Origin of the sequence: Flavobacterium kochi, from assembly GCF_048286715.1 — a bacterium.
In the GTDB taxonomy this organism is placed as follows: Bacteria; Bacteroidota; Bacteroidia; order Flavobacteriales; family Flavobacteriaceae; genus Flavobacterium.
This window is the reverse complement of sequence record NZ_JBLVPW010000003.1, coordinates 216,306-232,902: the sequence shown is the minus strand read 5'-3', so window position 1 is coordinate 232,902 and position 16,597 is coordinate 216,306. Positions and strand designations below refer to the sequence as shown.

The window sequence follows — 16,597 nt, the reverse complement described above, 5'->3', positions numbered from 1 at the left end:
ATATTGATTTTCAATTAATTACAGAATTTTTTTATTAAATTTACTATCCAAAAGATAAACAACACTTAAACAAATTAAATACCATGATTAAAGTATGTTTAGCCGACAATTATCCCGTAGTGCATTTTGGAGTAAAATCTTACTTTAAAGATCATGCTGAAATTTCAATAGTTGCCAACGTTGGTAATTTTTTGATGGTTCGGGATATACTGCTTACCAAAGAGATTGATGTATTAATTTTGGATTTGGAATTAGAGGGGCTTTCAAGTATTTTTGAAGTAAAATCAGTTTTAAAAAACTTTCCAAAAACAAAAATTATTATATTCAGTGGTCTTTCTGAACAAATTTATGCACCAAATGCTATAAAAGCTGGCGTTTCCGGGTTTATTCACAAAAAAGAAAAACTGGAAACTTTAGGGATTTCTATTATCAAAGTACATCAAGGAAAGATAATTATCAACGAAACCGTTAAGAAAAACCTGGCATTAATTGCAAAACAAAGCAAAAGCGAACGATTGTATCGAAAGCTTTCCAACCGTGAGGTAGAAGTATTACGCTATTTAAGTGATGGAAAAAAGAATCATGAAATAGCAGAAATTCTAAAACTCAACGAAAAAACAATCAGTACTTACAAATTAAGATTGTTAACAAAACTAAATGTTACCAATTTAGTGGATTTAGTAAACAAAGCAAAAACATTAGAAATTGTTTAGTAATACCTAGACATTACTCTTCCTAATTTTTTTGAAAACGAATGGATTAACATATTGTAATCCATAATCATAGAGATGGGCTCTGTATTATCTGAATTTACGTCCGATAACACAGAGCTTTTTAATTCTTCAATGATTCTGCCTACTAAATACCATCGCAAGCTTAAAATAGTCTCGGAAACATTCTGAACTATTGTATCGTTTTTCGACTTTGGAAAAATATTCTGCCCTTCCCAATTGTGTAAAACAACCCTTTCATCTTCCATCAAAATATCAGTTACCTCTTGTGCAAAATCTGATTGCAAATGCATCAAATATTGCTCTAAACTAAAGTTTTCATTCTGATGGTAGAAATTTATTAAATCATTGAATATGTCCCGAAACAACGGATTGGCTAATTCAACCTCATCTTCCTGTAAACTCAAATAAATTCTCTGATAGACTTTATATTCTTTTTTTTCTAAAACATTCTCAATTTCACCATCCTCATTGGTCTTCAAAAAAGTATCTTCAAATTCTTCTGTTTTATTTCCGTACAATAAAAGAATCTCGATAATTTTTCGCTCTAAACGATAGAGAATATCAACTTTTTCAGCTTCAGCCGGATTCTCATCTTTTACAACCTCAAAAGCGTTTTGCTCCTGTTTTTGCTTTTTCCCAACCTCAGAAACATCTTTTTGAACTAACTGCGCTAAAGTACTAACCAGAACCTGCTCCGAAATATCCATGATTCGGGAACATTCCTGAATGTAAATTTCCCTCTGAATACGATCCGGAATTTTAGAAATACTCAAAACCATATCCCGGATTAAATCGGCTTTTTTTATGGGATCATTCTTGGCTTCATTCATTAAAAGCGACGCTTTAAACTGAATAAAATCTTTTGCATTATTTTCGAGATATAAAACTAAATCATCATAAGATGTCTTTTTGGCAAAACTATCGGGATCCTCCCCGTCAGGAAAAGCACATACTTTCACATTCATTCCTTCCTCAAGAATCAAATCGATTCCTCGAATTGACGCACGTAAACCCGCTGCATCCCCATCAAAGAGGACCGTAATATTTTTTGTCAATCTGTTAACTAACCGGATTTGGTCTGGTGTAAGAGCTGTTCCGGAGGAAGCAACCACATTCTCAATTCCAGCCTGGTTGAACTGAATCACATCCGTGTATCCTTCAACCAAATAACAGTTGTTAAGCTTAGCAATTGATTGTTTGGCTTGAAAAATCCCATAAAGAACTTTACTTTTATGGTAAATGTCACTTTCTGGAGAATTCAGATATTTTGCTGCTTTTTTATCATTAGTAAGAATACGGCCTCCAAAACCCAGCACTCTTCCAGACATACTTTGTATCGGAAACATAACGCGTCCTTTAAAACGGTCAAATGGTCTGTCTTCTCTGGCAATTGTCAAACCGGTACTTTCAAGGAACTCTAATTTATATCCTTTCCCTAAAGCTTCTTTAGTAAAAGCATCCCAGGTTTCCGGAGAATAACCCAATCCAAATTTCTTTATGGTTTCATTGGTAAAACCTCTTTCTTTGAAATAAGAATACCCAATGGCTTTGCCTTCTTCAGAGTTCAAAAGCGTATCATGAAAATAGTTTTTTGCAAATTCCGAAACCAGATACATGCTTTCCCGAACATCAGTATTGGCTTTTTCTTCATCAGTCTGCTCCGTTTCTTCAATTTCGATATTGTATTTTTTGGCTAAATAGCGAATGGCTTCCGGGTAGGTAAAATGTTCGTGTTCCATCAAGAAAGCCACTGAATTCCCGCCTTTTCCGGAACTGAAATCCTTCCAAATTTGCTTCACGGGAGAAACCATGAACGATGGAGATCGCTCTTCCGAAAAAGGACTTAATCCTTTGAAGTTACTTCCGGCACGCTTTAATAGTACAAAATCACCGATAACCTCCTCTACACGAGCAGTTTCGAAAACGATATCTATAGTGGCTTTTGAAATCAAAATTTATATACTATTTAATAATTGAAAAGGGTACAAAAATACACAAATCAAAATTCATAATTCACTATCTAAAATAAAAAAAGCGCCTCTTTCGAAGCACCTCTTAAAGTATAAAACTAATTCAAACAAATTTTAATTCAAATCGAAACGCAATCCTAAAGAAACGTTATTTTGTTTCACCACATTGTCTTTAAACAAAGGATTCAAATCATATTTCAAATACAAACTGGTTTCTTTATAACCAATATAAGTACTCAAGCCATAAATAAATTTATTGGTATTGAAATCGCCTTTGGTTCTTTGCACTGTTTTCAGATCATTATCATCATAGGTGATAATTTGCTTTGATTTCAAGTTGATACCGGCATAACCACCTAAACCAAGACGAAAACTTTGATGTGTTTTAAAAAATGGTTTGTCCTCTTTCATTTTTTTTCCTGAAAAATCAAACTCTAAATGTACTGGCGCCACGAGATACACATTCCTAAAGCGAGAGTCCTTTAAATCAACAGGATTCACCACCAGATTAGTCTGCTTACCATTCACTACAAAATTACGATTGTCTGTGGGACGAAGATTATTATACATCACTGACAAACCATATTTAGCATGAAGCAGGTTATTATTTTTGGCAATTCTGGTGTTATAGGTAACTCCTGATTCGTAGAAATGAGAACCCAGAAATCTATAATCCCCATCCTGAATTTTTCCGTCCTCAACTAAATTATTTAAACCCATAGCAAAAACAAACTGTGAAGTTGTTCTTTTTTCACTCTGAATACTGTCCTTGCAATTATGCTTAGGATTTATTCCGTGAAAAGAAACGGTAAATTTTCTGGTAGAATCTCGCTCCTTAATTTTTCCGTCCACTTTTTCCTGAACTAAATTTTTTAAGTTTTCCTGTTCCTGTGCTACTTTCGATTCAATATTTATTGCTCTTGCTTCTGCCAATAATTTCTTTTTATTCTCCGCTTCTTCTCTGGAAATTGTGCCGTTTATTAATTGATTGTTAACTGCTTCAACTTCTGTTTTCAAAGCTGCTTTTTCTTCTTTTGTAATCGTTTCGATTTTTGAAGCGATATCCTTTGCTCGTTTTTCAAAAGTTTCCTGTCCGAGCATTTTGCTGGCATAAAGGCATAAAAGTAGCGCTAGGTAAATGGTAAAATTTCTCATGATGATTTGATTTTAATGATGATTGATGATTTTTATTCTAAGTTGCGATTTGCCAACGCTACTTTTACTGTTTGGTAATTCTTACCTACCTTTTTGATTACTTTTTCCCGAAAAGAAAGCTCCAATTCTCCATCTACCTGTGAAAGCAGATTATTTGCATCCACATGTACAACCGGTTTTTGATTCAATTGTTTTTCTTTTTTCGAAGGATTTTCAACAGCTGCTAACAGCTGGTCAACTGTAAGGGTACTGGCCTTTTGTTTGATTGATTTTTGTGCTGTTTTTTGATTAATGATTGAAACTTCTGCTACTTGATTTTGATTCGATTTATTGCTAATGACTATTGGTTCTTCTTTTAATTTAGAAGTACTGTTGTTTTTTGAGTTTGTTTTTTGAACGACAAGGGTAACTACACTTTTTCTTTCTTCTGTTTTCGGATTAAGAGCATTGCCCGGAATTACAGTCGCTGTAGGAGTAAGTGAATTCTGAATCACAACCTCCTTTTTTTGTTTTACAATTTCATTTTCATTTTGACTAAGGTAAACTGTCCCCAACAGCAGAAACCCCAATATACTTGCAGCAATATACATCCAGGAAAACTTTGCTTTTGGTTTTTCAGCAGCCGTAAGCAGGGCATCCAATTTGTCCCAAGCCATTTCTGATGGTTTAATCTCTCGAGAATTCAATTGCTCTCTGAACTGTGTTTCTAATTTATTCGGTTCCATTATCGTAATTTTTCAACTTGTTAATCTGTCCCTGCAACATTTTTCGGGCATGGGACAACTGCGATTTTGACGTCCCTTCATTAATCCCTAACATACTGGCAATTTCCTGATGTTTGTATCCTTCCACCGCATATAAATTGAAAATCATTTTATACCCATCCGGTAAGCTGTCTATCAAAAATTGTATAGCATCAATTGAAAACTGGCTTTCAATGTTATTGAAACTTTCTTCAAAACAGACTTCGTCCTCAATATATTTCACCTTTTTTTGGATCCTAATAAAAGAAATGCATTCGTTCACCACAATTCTTCTAATCCAGCCTTCGAAACTTCCCTTGTGCTGAAAATTTTTAAGATTAGTAAAAACTTTCATAAAAGCGGTAATCATGATATCTTCGGCCTGATGAATGTCTTTTATATATTGACGACAAACACTTAACATTTTTGGAGAAAACTGGGTATAAATCTTTTGCTGCGCCTGCCGATTGCTTGCGACAGCTAATTGGATTAATTCATTTTCCTCCTGATGTAAGTTGATTACTTTCAAAATCTTTATAAAGTGTTTCTATTAGCATAGACGATTAATGATGCGAAAAGGTTGCATCCTAACTTCAGAATTTTTCGAATTTATCTTTCGAAAATAAAAAAAGCCACTAAAATCAATGGCTTATGAAATAAAATTATTTTAAAAAAAATTATTTTTTTCTTTCAATAACATAATTTACCATCAAAACCAATGCTTCTTTAAAGTCAGAATCAGGATAATTATCTAGAAGCAAAAGCGCTTCTTGTTGGAATTCGATCATTTTTTTTTCCGCATAAAGTAACCCATTATTGTTTTTCACAAAAGCAATAACTTCCTTCACCCGTTTTTTATCTTTATTATGGTTTTTGATGGAATTGATTAACCAGCTTTTTTCTTTTGAGCTGCAGGTATTCAAAACATGAATAAGAGGCAAAGTCATTTTTTGTTCTTTGATGTCAATCCCTGTTGGTTTTCCAATCGCTTCATCCGTATAATCGAATAAATCATCTTTTATTTGAAAAGCCATTCCGATGAGCTCTCCAAATTTTCGCATATTCTCCACCTGAACTTCATCTTCAATAACTGATCTTGCACCAAGCGCACAACAGGCAGCAATAAGTGTTGCCGTCTTTTTTCGAATGATTTCGTAGTAAATAGCTTCTGTGATATCAAGTCTTCGCGCTTTTTCTATTTGGAGTAACTCGCCTTCACTCATTTCACGTACGGCTACAGAAATAATCCGAAGCAGATCAAAATCTCCATTATCGATAGAAAGCAACAATCCTTTAGACAACAAATAATCCCCAACCAAAACGGCAATTTTATTTTTCCAAAGTGCATTGATCGAGAAAAAACCCCTTCGACGATTGCTGTCATCCACCACATCATCATGAACTAATGTTGCAGTATGAATCAGCTCAATAACACAAGCCCCACGATAGGTTCTTTCGTTTACAACACCTTCCGAAACCATTTTGGAAGTAAGAAAAACAAACATGGGACGCATTTGCTTTCCCTTTCTGTTTACAATATAATAGGTGATTCTATTTAACAAAGCCACTTTTGAAGTCATTGATTCGTAGAACTTTTTTTCAAAAAGTTCCATTTCATCGAAAATCGGCTGTTTTATTTTAGAGGTGACATTCATTTAGATTTCAAATATACTATTTTAAATAAAAACCTTTATCTATTTCCTGCAGTTATATATTTTTTTTACTCCTCTATTTAAAATCAATTTGAATTCCTGTTTTATAAAGAACCCAATCCCGATAAATTAACTACGTCGCATGACTTATAAAACTATAAATAGTGCGCTTCAAAAACTAAACGTATGAAATGATATCGATCTAAGCGATTTTTTTGTATTTTTATCGCCTAATTGTGCCCCAATTACACCATTTATGCTTTTATAAAGCAAAGTTTTAACCTAAAACCTATTTATTATGAAAAAAAAATTTCTACTATTTGGAATGATTTTGAGTATTCTTTCATTCACAAGCTGTACACAGGACTCTAATTCTTCGACAACTGAAACACCTGTAACCAGTAACGATGTTGCCGGTAATCAAGAAATGGATACTGCCATCGACGATGTATCGCTTATTGCTGATAATCAATACGAAGTAAGCGAAGGCTCTTCAACTGGAAAAATCGCTGGAAATTACTATTCATTATTGCCTGGCTGCGCAACAATCAGTGATTTAGGGTCAACCGTTTCTGTTAGGGTCATCACTATTACTTTTGGCACTACAACTTCTGCCTGTGTGTTTAGAGGACATTCACTAAAAGGGCAAATTGTTTTAACCCGAACTATTGGAACCACTTTTCCTAAAATCATGACTGTTACCTATAATAATTTTTATATAAATGAAAAAAAATTAGAAGGTACATCAACCTGGAAAAGAGAAATGGTAGGTACCGGAGACAATTTACATCCAAAAACCACATTTACCATGACTGGTATGAAACTAACTGCAACAGCTGGAGTTTACACTCGTAACGGAGATCACGTAAGAGAAATGACTGCTGGGTTTTTAACCCGTTTAAGCCCGACTGATGACGTATATTCAACTTACGGTACCTTTACAACAACACACCCGAATGGAACTGTTTTTACTTCTTTAATAGCATCTGCAACACCACTAGTTCATAAAACCGCTTGTAGTTTTATGCAAGTCCCTATGCCATTTCCTGTTTCTGGAATAGTGAAAATTTCAAAAAATTCACACTATGCAACAATTGACTACGGAACAGGTGATTGTGACAATTTAGCCATGCTATCCATTGACGGTGGTACAGCAACTCAAATTACGTTAAGTCATTAAAAGGCTTACCAAAATACATAAAGCAAAAAAAAGAAGTTCAAATTGAACTTCTTTTTTTTGCTTTATTTTATGCTTCTTTATTGGCTAACTGACCGCAAGCAGCATCTATATCTTTTCCTCGGCTACGTCGTACTTTCACAACAATACCGCTGGCTTCAAGTGCTTTGATGTAAGCATTGATGGACTCTTCCGAGGCTTGCTGGAATTCTCCATCATCAATTGGATTGTATTCTATCAAATTGACTTTACAGGGAACATATTTACAGAATTTCACTAAGGCATCTATTGAGGCTTTGTTGTCATTGATATCTTTCCATACCACATATTCGTAAGAGATTTTACTTTTGGTTTTTCGGTACCAATATTCTAATGACTCCCGTAAATCTGCCAAAGGGAAATTTTCACTGAAAGGCATTATTCCGGAACGGATTTCATCAATTGCAGAATGTAAGGAAACTGCCAATTTGAATTTTACTTCGTCATCAGCGAGTTTTTTAATCATCTTAGGGACTCCCGAAGTCGAAACCATAATTCGCTTGGGCGACATCCCCAAACCTTCTGGTGAGGTAATCATTTCGATCGCTTTCAACACATTGTTGTAATTCATCAACGGCTCCCCCATTCCCATAAAAACAATATTTGACAACGGATGATTGTAATACAAACGGCTTTCTTTATCAATGGCAATTACCTGATCATAAATTTCGGCTGGCTCTAAATTTCGCATTCTTTTTAATCGTGCCGTAGCGCAAAAATTACAGTCCAGACTACAACCCACCTGACTGGAAACACAAGCTGTTGTTCGAGTATTCGTTGGAATCAAAACGGATTCAACAACCAGACCATCATGCAAACGAACCGCATTTTTCACGGTCCCATCTTCACTGCGCTGCATGGTGTCTACTTTGATGTGATTGATCACAAAATTAGCTTCAAGCATAGTACGCGTTCCCTTAGAAACATTGGTCATATCTTCAAAACTGTGCGCACCTTTGCTCCACAACCATTCATAAACCTGATTCCCACGAAAGGCTTTGTCGTTATTAGCGACAAAAAATTCACGTAATTGTTCTTTTGATAAGGCTCGTATGTCTTTTTTCTCCATTTGCATGGTGCAAATTTAATGACAATTTGTTGATTTGTTGATTTGATAATTTGATAACTTTGCTTTCAATTGAAAAAAAATCAAAAAATGCATTTTATTTCCCAAGAATTAGAAGATTATATAGCGCAACATTCGGAGAAAGAGCCTAAATTATTGGCAGCACTAAATAAAGAAACCTACCAAAAAATTCTATTACCACGCATGTTAAGCGGACATTTTCAAGGTCGCGTTTTAAGTATGCTGTCGAAATTGATTCGGCCGGTGAATATTCTTGAAATTGGAACTTACACAGGCTATTCTGCCTTGTGTTTGTGTGAAGGCATGCAAGAAAAAGGAACGCTGCATACCATTGATATCAAAGAAGAATTGGTGGATTTTCAGCGCAAACATTTTGACAAATCGCCTTGGGGCAAACAAATTTTTCAATACCTTGGAGAAGCAACTGCTATTATTCCAACCCTTAATACGAAATTTGATTTGGTTTTCATTGATGCCGATAAAGAAAATTACCTCAACTATTTTGAATTGATTGTTCCAAAAATGAATAAAGGCGGAATTATTTTATCGGATAATGTGTTGTGGAGTGGCAAAGTTCTTGAACCGTTGAACCCTAAAGACCTGAGCACAAAAATATTATTGGAATACAACAACCTGTTAGCAAGCGACCCCCGAGTAGAAACGGTCTTATTGCCTATTCGCGATGGGTTGACTGTGAGTCTGGTTCTTTAGATTTAAGAGTCCAGCGGTAGTTTCTCAGTCCTATCATTTCGAGGAAAATATTTAAACTGCGCTGCTTTATATATCCTAAACATTAAAAAGCCAAAAATAAATCCGAAGAAAAAGCCAGTCAAAATGTCTAACGGATAATGCAACCCCAAATAGATGCGACTGTAGGAAAATATCAATGGCCATAAAAACAGCAAGCCAAAATATTTAATTTTGTGTTTAAAATTGAAGAATAAAAAAGTAGCTACCCCCATAGAATTTACTGCATGTCCGGAGAAAAAACTAAAGGAATTACGAATTTGTACCACGCGTATAAATGAATTTATCTGTGGATTATTACACGGTCGCAATCGGTGAAATTCATTTTTGAACAAATTGGCCGTTTGATCTGTAATTGTCACCAAAACAGCAATAAACAAAAGCATATAGAGCGTTTGTTTTGCGCCCAATTTTTTATAAAGCAGGTAGGCTAACAGTAAAAATAACGGAATCCAATTACTTTGTTTGGTAATAAACAACCACAATCCATCATAGGTTTCAGAACCCAGACCATTAAGAAAAATAAATAACTCGGTATCAAGAGACAGAATTTTTTCCAACATTACATTTGACGTTTTATCGGTCCCGTACTATTGTCAATTTCTTCTTTTGTTTTTTCTACCTGAGTTGTTGTTTCGCTCAAAAGACTGTCTTTGGCTTTATTGATTTCTGACGTTATATTTCCTGTAATGCCAGTCAATGAGTTGGTCTCTCCCAAAAGATTATCCTTAGCTTTATTAATTTCCGAAGTAATACTACCTCTTATATCGCTCAATGATTTTGTATCAAAACCATTAGATTCTGCTCCTTTTTGAATTTCACTTTTTATATCGTTGGTAGCATTTTTTATTTGCGCCATCGCTTTTCCCATTGTACGCGCTATTTCAGGCACTTTGTCTGAGCCAAAAAGCATGAGTACAATAAACATTATAAAAATTAATTCGCCTCCACCTATACCAAACATAATTTTAGATTTTTATTGGATACAAATATATCAATTTTTGAATCGCTGTATTTTAATTTTTTCATAAAAAAAGACTCCGTTTTTGGAGTCTTTTTTATGTTATTTATTATTAATCAAATTTTGATTTCACTTCCGATTTTGGCCAACTGTTATTGGTTAGATCAATATCAGCGGTTTCAAGTTTTGAATCAATCTGAATTTTTTTAATTGCTTTTTCAGTGGCATATACTTTTTTGGCCGTATCATTGTTTTTTCTCCAAATTTGAGCCGGATATTTGAAATTTTCAATGGTTCCGTCCTCATACGTAATTTCAACCAGAATAGGCATCAACATCCCTCCTGGTTTATTAAACTCAACCTCATAGAAATATTTAGGTGTTCGTAACGCTGCCTTTTCTTCGGCTGTAAGGTTTTGGTCTATATATTCTGAAAGCAATTTTACTTCCTCCGTTTTCAAAGCTTTTTTATCTGATGCCTTTAATTCTCCGTTTTTATCCGAGATTAAATATACAAATGGGCCTTTATCCAAACCGAAACGTCCTTTTCTTACTTTGGCATCTTTTAAATCTGCCGTTGGAGTTTCAGAGACATAATATTGTTTTACTTCATTTATACCAATATCAACAAAATCCGTAGAGTAAAACCAACCTCTGAAAAACCAGTCCAAATCTACCGCTGAAGCATCTTCCATTGTTCTAAAAAAGTCTTCCGGAGTAGGATGCTTGAATTTCCATCGGTTTGCATATACTTTAAAAGCATGATCAAACAATTCTCTTCCCATAATGGTTTCTCTCAAAATATTAAGTCCTGCTGCCGGTTTTCCATACGCATTATTGCCAAACTGAATTATATTCTCCGAGTTAGACATAATAGGCTCCAAGAATTTTTGATCACCACTCATGTAAGGAACAATTTTACTGGGAATTCCACGATTAGAAGGAAAATTAGTTCCTAACTCCTGTTCAGCCATATACTGCATAAACGAGTTCAATCCTTCGTCCATCCAAGTCCATTGACGTTCATCAGAATTTACAATCATAGGAAAGAAATTATGACCCACTTCATGAATTACAACTCCTATCATTCCATTTTTAGTACGCTCGCTAGTTACTCCGTTTTCGTCCGGACGACCATAATTCCAACAAATCATAGGATATTCCATTCCCTGATCTTCTGCCGAAACGGATACTGCTTTTGGATAGGGATAATCAAAAGTATGCGAAGAATAACTTTTTAAGGTATGCGCAACCATGCGTGTAGAAGTTTCTCCCCAAAGCGGATTCGCCTCTTTAGGATATACAGATTCTGCCATTACAACTTTGGTACCCAGTTGCACGGCCATAGCATCATAAATAAACTTTCTTGAAGTCGCTATTCCAAAATCTCTCACGTTTTTAGCACTAAATTTCCATGTTTTTTTCTTATCAGAAAATCCTTTTTCAGCAAGTTCAGCCTCAGCCTGAGTTACAATAACAACCGGTTTATCAAATGATTTTTGAGCCAGTTCATATCTTTTTACCTGAGCTGGTGTAAACACCTCGCTTCTATTGATCAATTCTCCCGTTGCGTCCATAATGTGATCGGCAGGAACAGTAATATTGACATCAAAATTTCCAAAAGGCAATGCAAATTCTCCACCTCCCCAAAATTGCATATTCTGCCAGCCTTCCACATCATTATAAACTGCCATTCTAGGATAAAATTGGGCAATCACGTACAATTTATTCCCTTCTTTCTCGAATGGTTCATAACCGGAACGACCGCCATCCTTAATGTAATTATTGATATTGTACCACCATTTAGTTGAAAATATAAATTTCTCTCCAGGTTTAAGAGGAGTAACCAGATTAACACGCATCATGGTTTGATTTATAGTATAAGACAAAGGATTTCCTTTTGCATCTTTTACATATTCAATTTTAAATCCACGATCCAATCCTTGTTTTAAATATTGATTTGCAAACTTTTCAGCAGGTAATACTTGCTCAATTTTCTCGTTTTCAGCCAACGGAGATTGTGAGTTTTTTGCAGCTTGATTTTGATCTAATTGCAGCCATAGATATTCTAAACTATCCGGAGAATTGTTAGTATAAGTTATCGTTTCCGATCCGCTCAACCTTGCATTTTTATCATCTAGCGCTATGTCTATTTTATAATCAGCCTGTTGTTGGTAATAAGCCGGCCCTGGAGCCCCAGATGCAGTACGAAACATATTGGGCGTTGCCAATAAATCATACATTTGACTAAATTTGTTGGTGTCGTACTTTCCTGATTGTTTCGGGCTTACTGTACTGGTCTTTTCTTGCGCAAAGAGAATTACTGGAAAAATAAATAACAAAGTGATTTTTTTCATATGCTGAATGCAATTATTTAAGGGCGAAAATAATGATTTTCAACAAATTTATTGTGTTTTGTTAATATTTTAACATTTCACTCCTGTTAGAATCGGTAAAAAGCACACTTTCTTTATCGCCTAACACCGTGACATGAGTGATATTTTGCTGTTCCGTATTCCAATCTATCAAAACCGAATTAAAAATTTCAAGTGAATTAATCTTGCCGATTTCCTTTACATTACAGTAACAAATAAGAATATCACCTTCCAGCTCTTTACTCAAAAAATTAACAGCCCTGGTTTGCCCATTTACTTTTACGGAAAATTTCTCCAAAAAATACTTCTTTAGTAAAAGCATTTCTTCAGCTGATTCTTTTTCGGTTCCCAAATACAGTTTTTTATTGTACTTTTTCTCTAACGCTTTATTCAGATCATCAACAAAAATACGAGATGTAATTTGAAGCATTCTTTTTTCGGGAGCATAATTAACCTGATATACCGCCATATAAAATTTATGGACGCCAAAAGCAGTTATACACATAAATAAAATTCCAATAAAAATAGATCCGATTGCTTTTTTCATTTTTCAAAAGTAGTGATTGTTTTAAATTCTTTGTTTTTGGTAATCAGGAAATCTATTAATTGAAATTCTTTTTCAGGCTTCATAACATTTTTTGACTGAGAATCATTCTCACAGAAAATAAGAAAAAGGCCAATTTCGTCATCGTTCAACTTCAAAGTGTTTGTAAAAAACGAATAACTCACTCTTTTCATTACCTGTTCAGTAAAGCTTTTATCACTTGTAAAATCAGTTCTTTCAGGATTGTTTTTCCTTAAAACTTTTAATACATCTTTGTAAATTCGAACAAAGTCCATTCCGTTTTCAATAGTTCCATCGGGTGGCATCGTCCTGTTTTTTGGAGATGATTTTGCATCGTCAAAATATTGCCTATCGACATACTTTTGAGAATTCCCTGAAATTGGGTTTAGGTTCTTTCCGGAAACCAATATTTCTGGCAACAGATTGACAAAGGCATTCAATTTCACTCTTAATAACGGAATTGTCATTTCTTTTTCCGTAAGAACTATTTTCTTGGATTTAAAGGCTAAGCCGGAAAAAACCAATGTGTCTTTGGCTTTTGCCAAAATACTAAAAAACCCTTTTTGGTTTATAACGGTTCCCGTCTTAGAATTCACATTAAAAACAAGACCATTTTCCAATCTGATTGAATCATTTACCACTTGACCATACAATGTTTTTCTTGTCAATTGACTAAAACAAAATTGACAACACAAACACAAAACCAGTATTACGATTTTATTTTTCATCTGTAATGATTTTATTATAGTTTTCAGACAATCCAACAATCAAAAACATAATTAATGTTTTATTTCTAGATTTCAATGCCGCGGTAAAATTGGCATCCTCAACACAATAATATTGAAAATCTTTGATATAATCAGCAGCAATTTTCAAGGTTTCGGTATAATATTTATCTTCAAAAAGCGGCGCAAGTCGATTCAATGACTGTTCTTTATACTCTACTACCATTTCTTTTTTAAGCATCGCTTTGCGGCCCGAAATAGTATTTAGCAACCCATCGATTCCACCACCTGAAGTTGCGGTGTATAATTTTCTTTCTGCTGGCGTATATTTTTTTTGATCATAAGAAATGATCCCCAAGTTCTCAGCCGTTATTTGTGAATTTTCGTTGACAACAACTTCTTTAAGTTCAATGCTTTTAAGAGCCATATGAACCTTAAGAATATCCTGCACCAAATCCTGTTTACTTGTTCTTCTATGTAAAGTTACAAGATTTACAGCAGAAAAAACCAAAACATCGCCCTCTTTTACAAATAGCGTGAACAATCCATTCTTATCCGTTACGGTGGCTTTTTCAGTGGATAAATTTACAATGTTTATTCCTTCAACAGCGATGGTATCGGTAGTGATTTTTCCCCGAATTTCTTTTCCAATCCTGGTTTGACCAATAGTGATACCAGAAATAAAAAGTAAAATCAGCAGTAGTGTATTATTTATTTTCACTGGCAATTATTCCGTTATATTTTGTAGCTAATTCGCCCAATAAAAATTCAATCGTTGTTACATTCTTTGAATCCAAAATTTTCGTGAATTTAGTGTTTTCAACCGCAAAATATTCGAATCCTTTTACATATTCAGAAGGGATTTTTAATTTATTCACAAAATGATCCATATCAAACAGTCGCTCCAATTGTTTTAAATAAGACTCTTTTTTCTCCACTTCCAGTTGTTTTTTGAGCTTCCCAGTTCTGCCGGAAAGAAAGTTGAGTAATGGATCAGCTGAAATTGAACCGCCAGCCATTCCGGACAAACTTGCAGAGGCATTAAGATCTGTTGCGGTATACAATTTACGTTCTGCCACTGTGTAGGATTTTTGCCCTTTTGGAATTATCCCAAGCGAAACCGCATTGATATTATCATAACCTCTTCTAACGATAACTTCTTTCAATTGATTCATGATGGGCTCCATTTTTACAAAAAGAAAATTATTTTCAAAATGGTTTTGGGTCAGGACAATCCGGATTCCCTTAAATTGCACTGCCGAGAACATAAGTGTGTCCCCTACAACAGCGGGTATCGAAAAATAACCCTCTTTTTGAGTAATTGCCGCTTTTTCGGTTTTTAAATTAATAACATAAATACCTTCTGGCTCTGCCATATCAGCGCTAACTTTTCCGTTTAGTTTAACGGGAACAGGCTCTTGCGCAACGGCTTTAGCAGCAACTAAAATAAAAAAAATAAAAACAACTCTACTCATCAGATGCCAATCAAATTTCGATTACTGGATTCTGTAAAAGTATCTTACTCCCTTCAAAATTAATTACTAACGCCTTGGTAAAAATATGTTAATTAAAAAAAGTAAAACACAACATTAAAATAGACATTTTCATACCTTTAACACAAACTACTCTTTACAGAAAAACACAATGAAAAACATACTTATCGCCAGTACATCTACCCTTCATGGCGGGGACTATTTAGACTATTTATTACCTAAATTAAGCTTACAATTTCTAAATTGTAAAACAATACTTTTTATTCCCTATGCGCGTCCAGGCGGCATTTCACATGAAGAATACACATCAAAAGTTGCTTTGGCCTTTGCCAAAATAAATAAAACCGTAAAAGGAATTCATGAATTTGAAGATGCTGCGGAAGCAATTCAAAATGCGGAAGCGATTTTTACCGGTGGCGGGAATACTTTTTTACTGGTTTCACAACTGTACAAAAACAACATCATGACTGTTCTTGCCGACACGGTAAAAGCAGGAACTCTTTATTTAGGAACAAGCGCCGGAAGTAATATATGCGGACTGACTATGCAGACCACTAATGACATGCCTATTATTTATCCGCCAAGTTTTCAAACATTGGGATTGATTCCTTTTAATTTAAATCCACATTATTTAGATACTGATGAAAAATCAACACATATGGGGGAAACGCGCGAAACACGAATCAAAGAATTTCATGCTTTTAACACTATTCCTGTTTTAGGATTACGAGAAGGAAGCTGGTTAGAAGTTGAAGGGGGAAAAATAACTTTGAGGGGCAATTTATCAGCGAGACTTTTTAGACAAAACCAAACTCCTGAAGAATTGGAAAGCGGAAGCGATTTGAGTTTTATAAAATAAATCGGAACGAATTAATACGAAATAAAAAAGCCGAAACAATTACGTTTCGGCTTGGAAGAGCGAAAGACGAGGCTCGAACTCGCGACAACCAGCTTGGAAGGCTGGAGCTCTACCAACTGAGCTACTTTCGCATGACAAAATTTAAATAAAAAACCCCAAACCAACATTTGAGGTTTTAGAGCGAAAGACGAGGCTCGAACTCGCGACAACCAGCTTGGAAGGCTGGAGCTCTACCAACTGAGCTACTTTCGCATTAACAACGGTGCAAATATAAATAATAATTCTGCTTCAATGCAAGTTTTTTTCTGAAAAATCA

17 protein-coding genes and 2 tRNA genes are annotated in these 16,597 nt (G+C 34.8%); 4 read left to right on the top strand and 15 right to left on the bottom strand.

Going from position 1 to position 16,597, the window contains the following annotated elements; translation table 11 throughout:
* Positions 1-83: 83 nt before the first annotated feature.
* Entirely contained in the window at positions 84-713 is a 630-nt protein-coding gene (locus tag ACNQGH_RS04620) for a response regulator transcription factor (protein WP_039108911.1), read from the top strand.
* On the opposite strand, the gene dnaG is transcribed toward ACNQGH_RS04620, so the two are convergent.
* From dnaG to ACNQGH_RS04595, 5 genes are all read right to left on the bottom strand, one after another.
* On the bottom strand, positions 710-2,686 hold the full coding sequence (gene dnaG / locus ACNQGH_RS04615) for a DNA primase (protein ID WP_417954804.1): 1,977 nt from the start codon (positions 2,684-2,686) through the stop codon (positions 710-712). The genes ACNQGH_RS04620 and dnaG overlap by 4 nt on opposite strands.
* A 132-nt stretch (positions 2,687-2,818) precedes the next feature.
* Positions 2,819-3,859, bottom strand: a complete 1,041-nt coding sequence (locus ACNQGH_RS04610) for a hypothetical protein (RefSeq protein ID WP_417954803.1) — start codon at positions 3,857-3,859, stop codon at positions 2,819-2,821.
* Positions 3,860-3,891: 32 nt separating this feature from the next.
* A complete protein-coding gene (locus ACNQGH_RS04605; protein WP_417954802.1) occupies positions 3,892-4,584 on the bottom strand; it encodes a hypothetical protein in 693 nt (230 codons plus the stop codon).
* On the bottom strand, positions 4,571-5,131 hold the full coding sequence (locus ACNQGH_RS04600; RefSeq protein ID WP_417954801.1) for an RNA polymerase sigma factor: 561 nt from the start codon (positions 5,129-5,131) through the stop codon (positions 4,571-4,573). The genes ACNQGH_RS04605 and ACNQGH_RS04600 overlap by 14 nt, the downstream gene beginning before the upstream one ends.
* Positions 5,132-5,279: 148 nt before the next feature.
* Positions 5,280-6,257, bottom strand: a complete 978-nt coding sequence (locus ACNQGH_RS04595) for a polyprenyl synthetase family protein (protein ID WP_417954800.1) — start codon at positions 6,255-6,257, stop codon at positions 5,280-5,282.
* Positions 6,258-6,552: 295 nt separating this feature from the next.
* Here ACNQGH_RS04595 and ACNQGH_RS04590 point away from each other — a divergent pair, with 295 nt between their 5' ends.
* Entirely contained in the window at positions 6,553-7,434 is an 882-nt protein-coding gene (locus ACNQGH_RS04590) for a hypothetical protein (protein WP_417954799.1), read from the top strand.
* A 67-nt stretch (positions 7,435-7,501) separates the two neighbouring features.
* On the opposite strand, the gene rlmN is transcribed toward ACNQGH_RS04590, so the two are convergent.
* A complete protein-coding gene (gene rlmN / locus ACNQGH_RS04585; protein ID WP_417954798.1) occupies positions 7,502-8,545 on the bottom strand; it encodes a dual-specificity RNA methyltransferase RlmN in 1,044 nt (347 codons plus the stop codon).
* 81 nt (positions 8,546-8,626) lie between these two features.
* Between rlmN and ACNQGH_RS04580 the strand changes: the two genes are divergently transcribed.
* Complete coding sequence (locus ACNQGH_RS04580; protein ID WP_417954797.1) at positions 8,627-9,268, top strand: O-methyltransferase; 642 nt, start codon at positions 8,627-8,629, stop codon at positions 9,266-9,268.
* A 2-nt stretch (positions 9,269-9,270) separates the two neighbouring features.
* Here the strand turns inward: ACNQGH_RS04580 and ACNQGH_RS04575 are convergent, their stop codons facing one another.
* The 7 genes from ACNQGH_RS04575 to ACNQGH_RS04545 form a co-directional block, all read right to left on the bottom strand.
* On the bottom strand, positions 9,271-9,867 hold the full coding sequence (locus tag ACNQGH_RS04575; RefSeq protein WP_417954796.1) for a phosphatase PAP2 family protein: 597 nt from the start codon (positions 9,865-9,867) through the stop codon (positions 9,271-9,273).
* Positions 9,867-10,268 (bottom strand): Sec-independent protein translocase subunit TatA/TatB, encoded by a 402-nt coding sequence (locus ACNQGH_RS04570; RefSeq protein ID WP_417954795.1) that lies wholly within the window; start codon positions 10,266-10,268, stop codon positions 9,867-9,869. The genes ACNQGH_RS04575 and ACNQGH_RS04570 overlap by 1 nt, the downstream gene beginning before the upstream one ends.
* 109 nt (positions 10,269-10,377) lie before the next feature.
* Positions 10,378-12,621, bottom strand: coding sequence for a M1 family metallopeptidase (locus ACNQGH_RS04565; protein WP_417954794.1), 2,244 nt, complete (start codon positions 12,619-12,621; stop codon positions 10,378-10,380).
* Between the two features lie 61 nt (positions 12,622-12,682).
* A complete protein-coding gene (locus tag ACNQGH_RS04560; protein WP_417954793.1) occupies positions 12,683-13,186 on the bottom strand; it encodes a DUF6702 family protein in 504 nt (167 codons plus the stop codon).
* Positions 13,183-13,932 (bottom strand): hypothetical protein, encoded by a 750-nt coding sequence (locus ACNQGH_RS04555; RefSeq protein ID WP_417954792.1) that lies wholly within the window; start codon positions 13,930-13,932, stop codon positions 13,183-13,185. The genes ACNQGH_RS04560 and ACNQGH_RS04555 overlap by 4 nt, the downstream gene beginning before the upstream one ends.
* A complete protein-coding gene (locus ACNQGH_RS04550) occupies positions 13,922-14,650 on the bottom strand; it encodes a carboxypeptidase-like regulatory domain-containing protein (RefSeq protein ID WP_417954791.1) in 729 nt (242 codons plus the stop codon). Before ACNQGH_RS04550 ends, ACNQGH_RS04555 begins: the two co-directional genes overlap by 11 nt.
* Complete coding sequence (locus ACNQGH_RS04545) at positions 14,637-15,404, bottom strand: hypothetical protein (RefSeq protein WP_417954790.1); 768 nt, start codon at positions 15,402-15,404, stop codon at positions 14,637-14,639. The genes ACNQGH_RS04550 and ACNQGH_RS04545 overlap by 14 nt, the downstream gene beginning before the upstream one ends.
* A gap of 169 nt (positions 15,405-15,573) precedes the next feature.
* Here ACNQGH_RS04545 and pepE point away from each other — a divergent pair, with 169 nt between their 5' ends.
* Positions 15,574-16,281: a dipeptidase PepE gene (pepE, locus tag ACNQGH_RS04540; RefSeq protein ID WP_417954789.1), complete on the top strand. Its 708-nt coding sequence runs from the start codon at positions 15,574-15,576 to the stop codon at positions 16,279-16,281.
* Between the two features lie 58 nt (positions 16,282-16,339).
* Here the strand turns inward: pepE and ACNQGH_RS04535 are convergent.
* Together ACNQGH_RS04535 and ACNQGH_RS04530 are read right to left on the bottom strand one after the other, a co-directional pair.
* Positions 16,340-16,412 (bottom strand) — tRNA-Gly (locus ACNQGH_RS04535).
* 48 nt (positions 16,413-16,460) lie between these two features.
* Positions 16,461-16,533, bottom strand: a tRNA-Gly gene (locus ACNQGH_RS04530).
* Between the last annotated feature and the right edge of the window lie 64 nt (positions 16,534-16,597).

Coding starts and splice junctions, on each gene's coding strand:
- ACNQGH_RS04620 (WP_039108911.1), top strand. CDS start 84: ATGATTAAAGTATGTTTAGCCGACAATTATCCCGTAGTGCATTTTGGA.
- ACNQGH_RS04610 (WP_417954803.1), bottom strand. CDS start 3,859: ATGAGAAATTTTACCATTTACCTAGCGCTACTTTTATGCCTTTATGCC.
- ACNQGH_RS04605 (WP_417954802.1), bottom strand. CDS start 4,584: ATGGAACCGAATAAATTAGAAACACAGTTCAGAGAGCAATTGAATTCT.
- ACNQGH_RS04595 (WP_417954800.1), bottom strand. CDS start 6,257: ATGAATGTCACCTCTAAAATAAAACAGCCGATTTTCGATGAAATGGAA.
- ACNQGH_RS04590 (WP_417954799.1), top strand. CDS start 6,553: ATGAAAAAAAAATTTCTACTATTTGGAATGATTTTGAGTATTCTTTCA.
- rlmN (WP_417954798.1), bottom strand. CDS start 8,545: ATGCAAATGGAGAAAAAAGACATACGAGCCTTATCAAAAGAACAATTA.
- ACNQGH_RS04580 (WP_417954797.1), top strand. CDS start 8,627: ATGCATTTTATTTCCCAAGAATTAGAAGATTATATAGCGCAACATTCG.
- ACNQGH_RS04575 (WP_417954796.1), bottom strand. CDS start 9,867: ATGTTGGAAAAAATTCTGTCTCTTGATACCGAGTTATTTATTTTTCTT.
- ACNQGH_RS04570 (WP_417954795.1), bottom strand. CDS start 10,268: ATGTTTGGTATAGGTGGAGGCGAATTAATTTTTATAATGTTTATTGTA.
- ACNQGH_RS04565 (WP_417954794.1), bottom strand. CDS start 12,621: ATGAAAAAAATCACTTTGTTATTTATTTTTCCAGTAATTCTCTTTGCG.
- ACNQGH_RS04560 (WP_417954793.1), bottom strand. CDS start 13,186: ATGAAAAAAGCAATCGGATCTATTTTTATTGGAATTTTATTTATGTGT.
- ACNQGH_RS04555 (WP_417954792.1), bottom strand. CDS start 13,932: ATGAAAAATAAAATCGTAATACTGGTTTTGTGTTTGTGTTGTCAATTT.
- ACNQGH_RS04545 (WP_417954790.1), bottom strand. CDS start 15,404: ATGAGTAGAGTTGTTTTTATTTTTTTTATTTTAGTTGCTGCTAAAGCC.
- pepE (WP_417954789.1), top strand. CDS start 15,574: ATGAAAAACATACTTATCGCCAGTACATCTACCCTTCATGGCGGGGAC.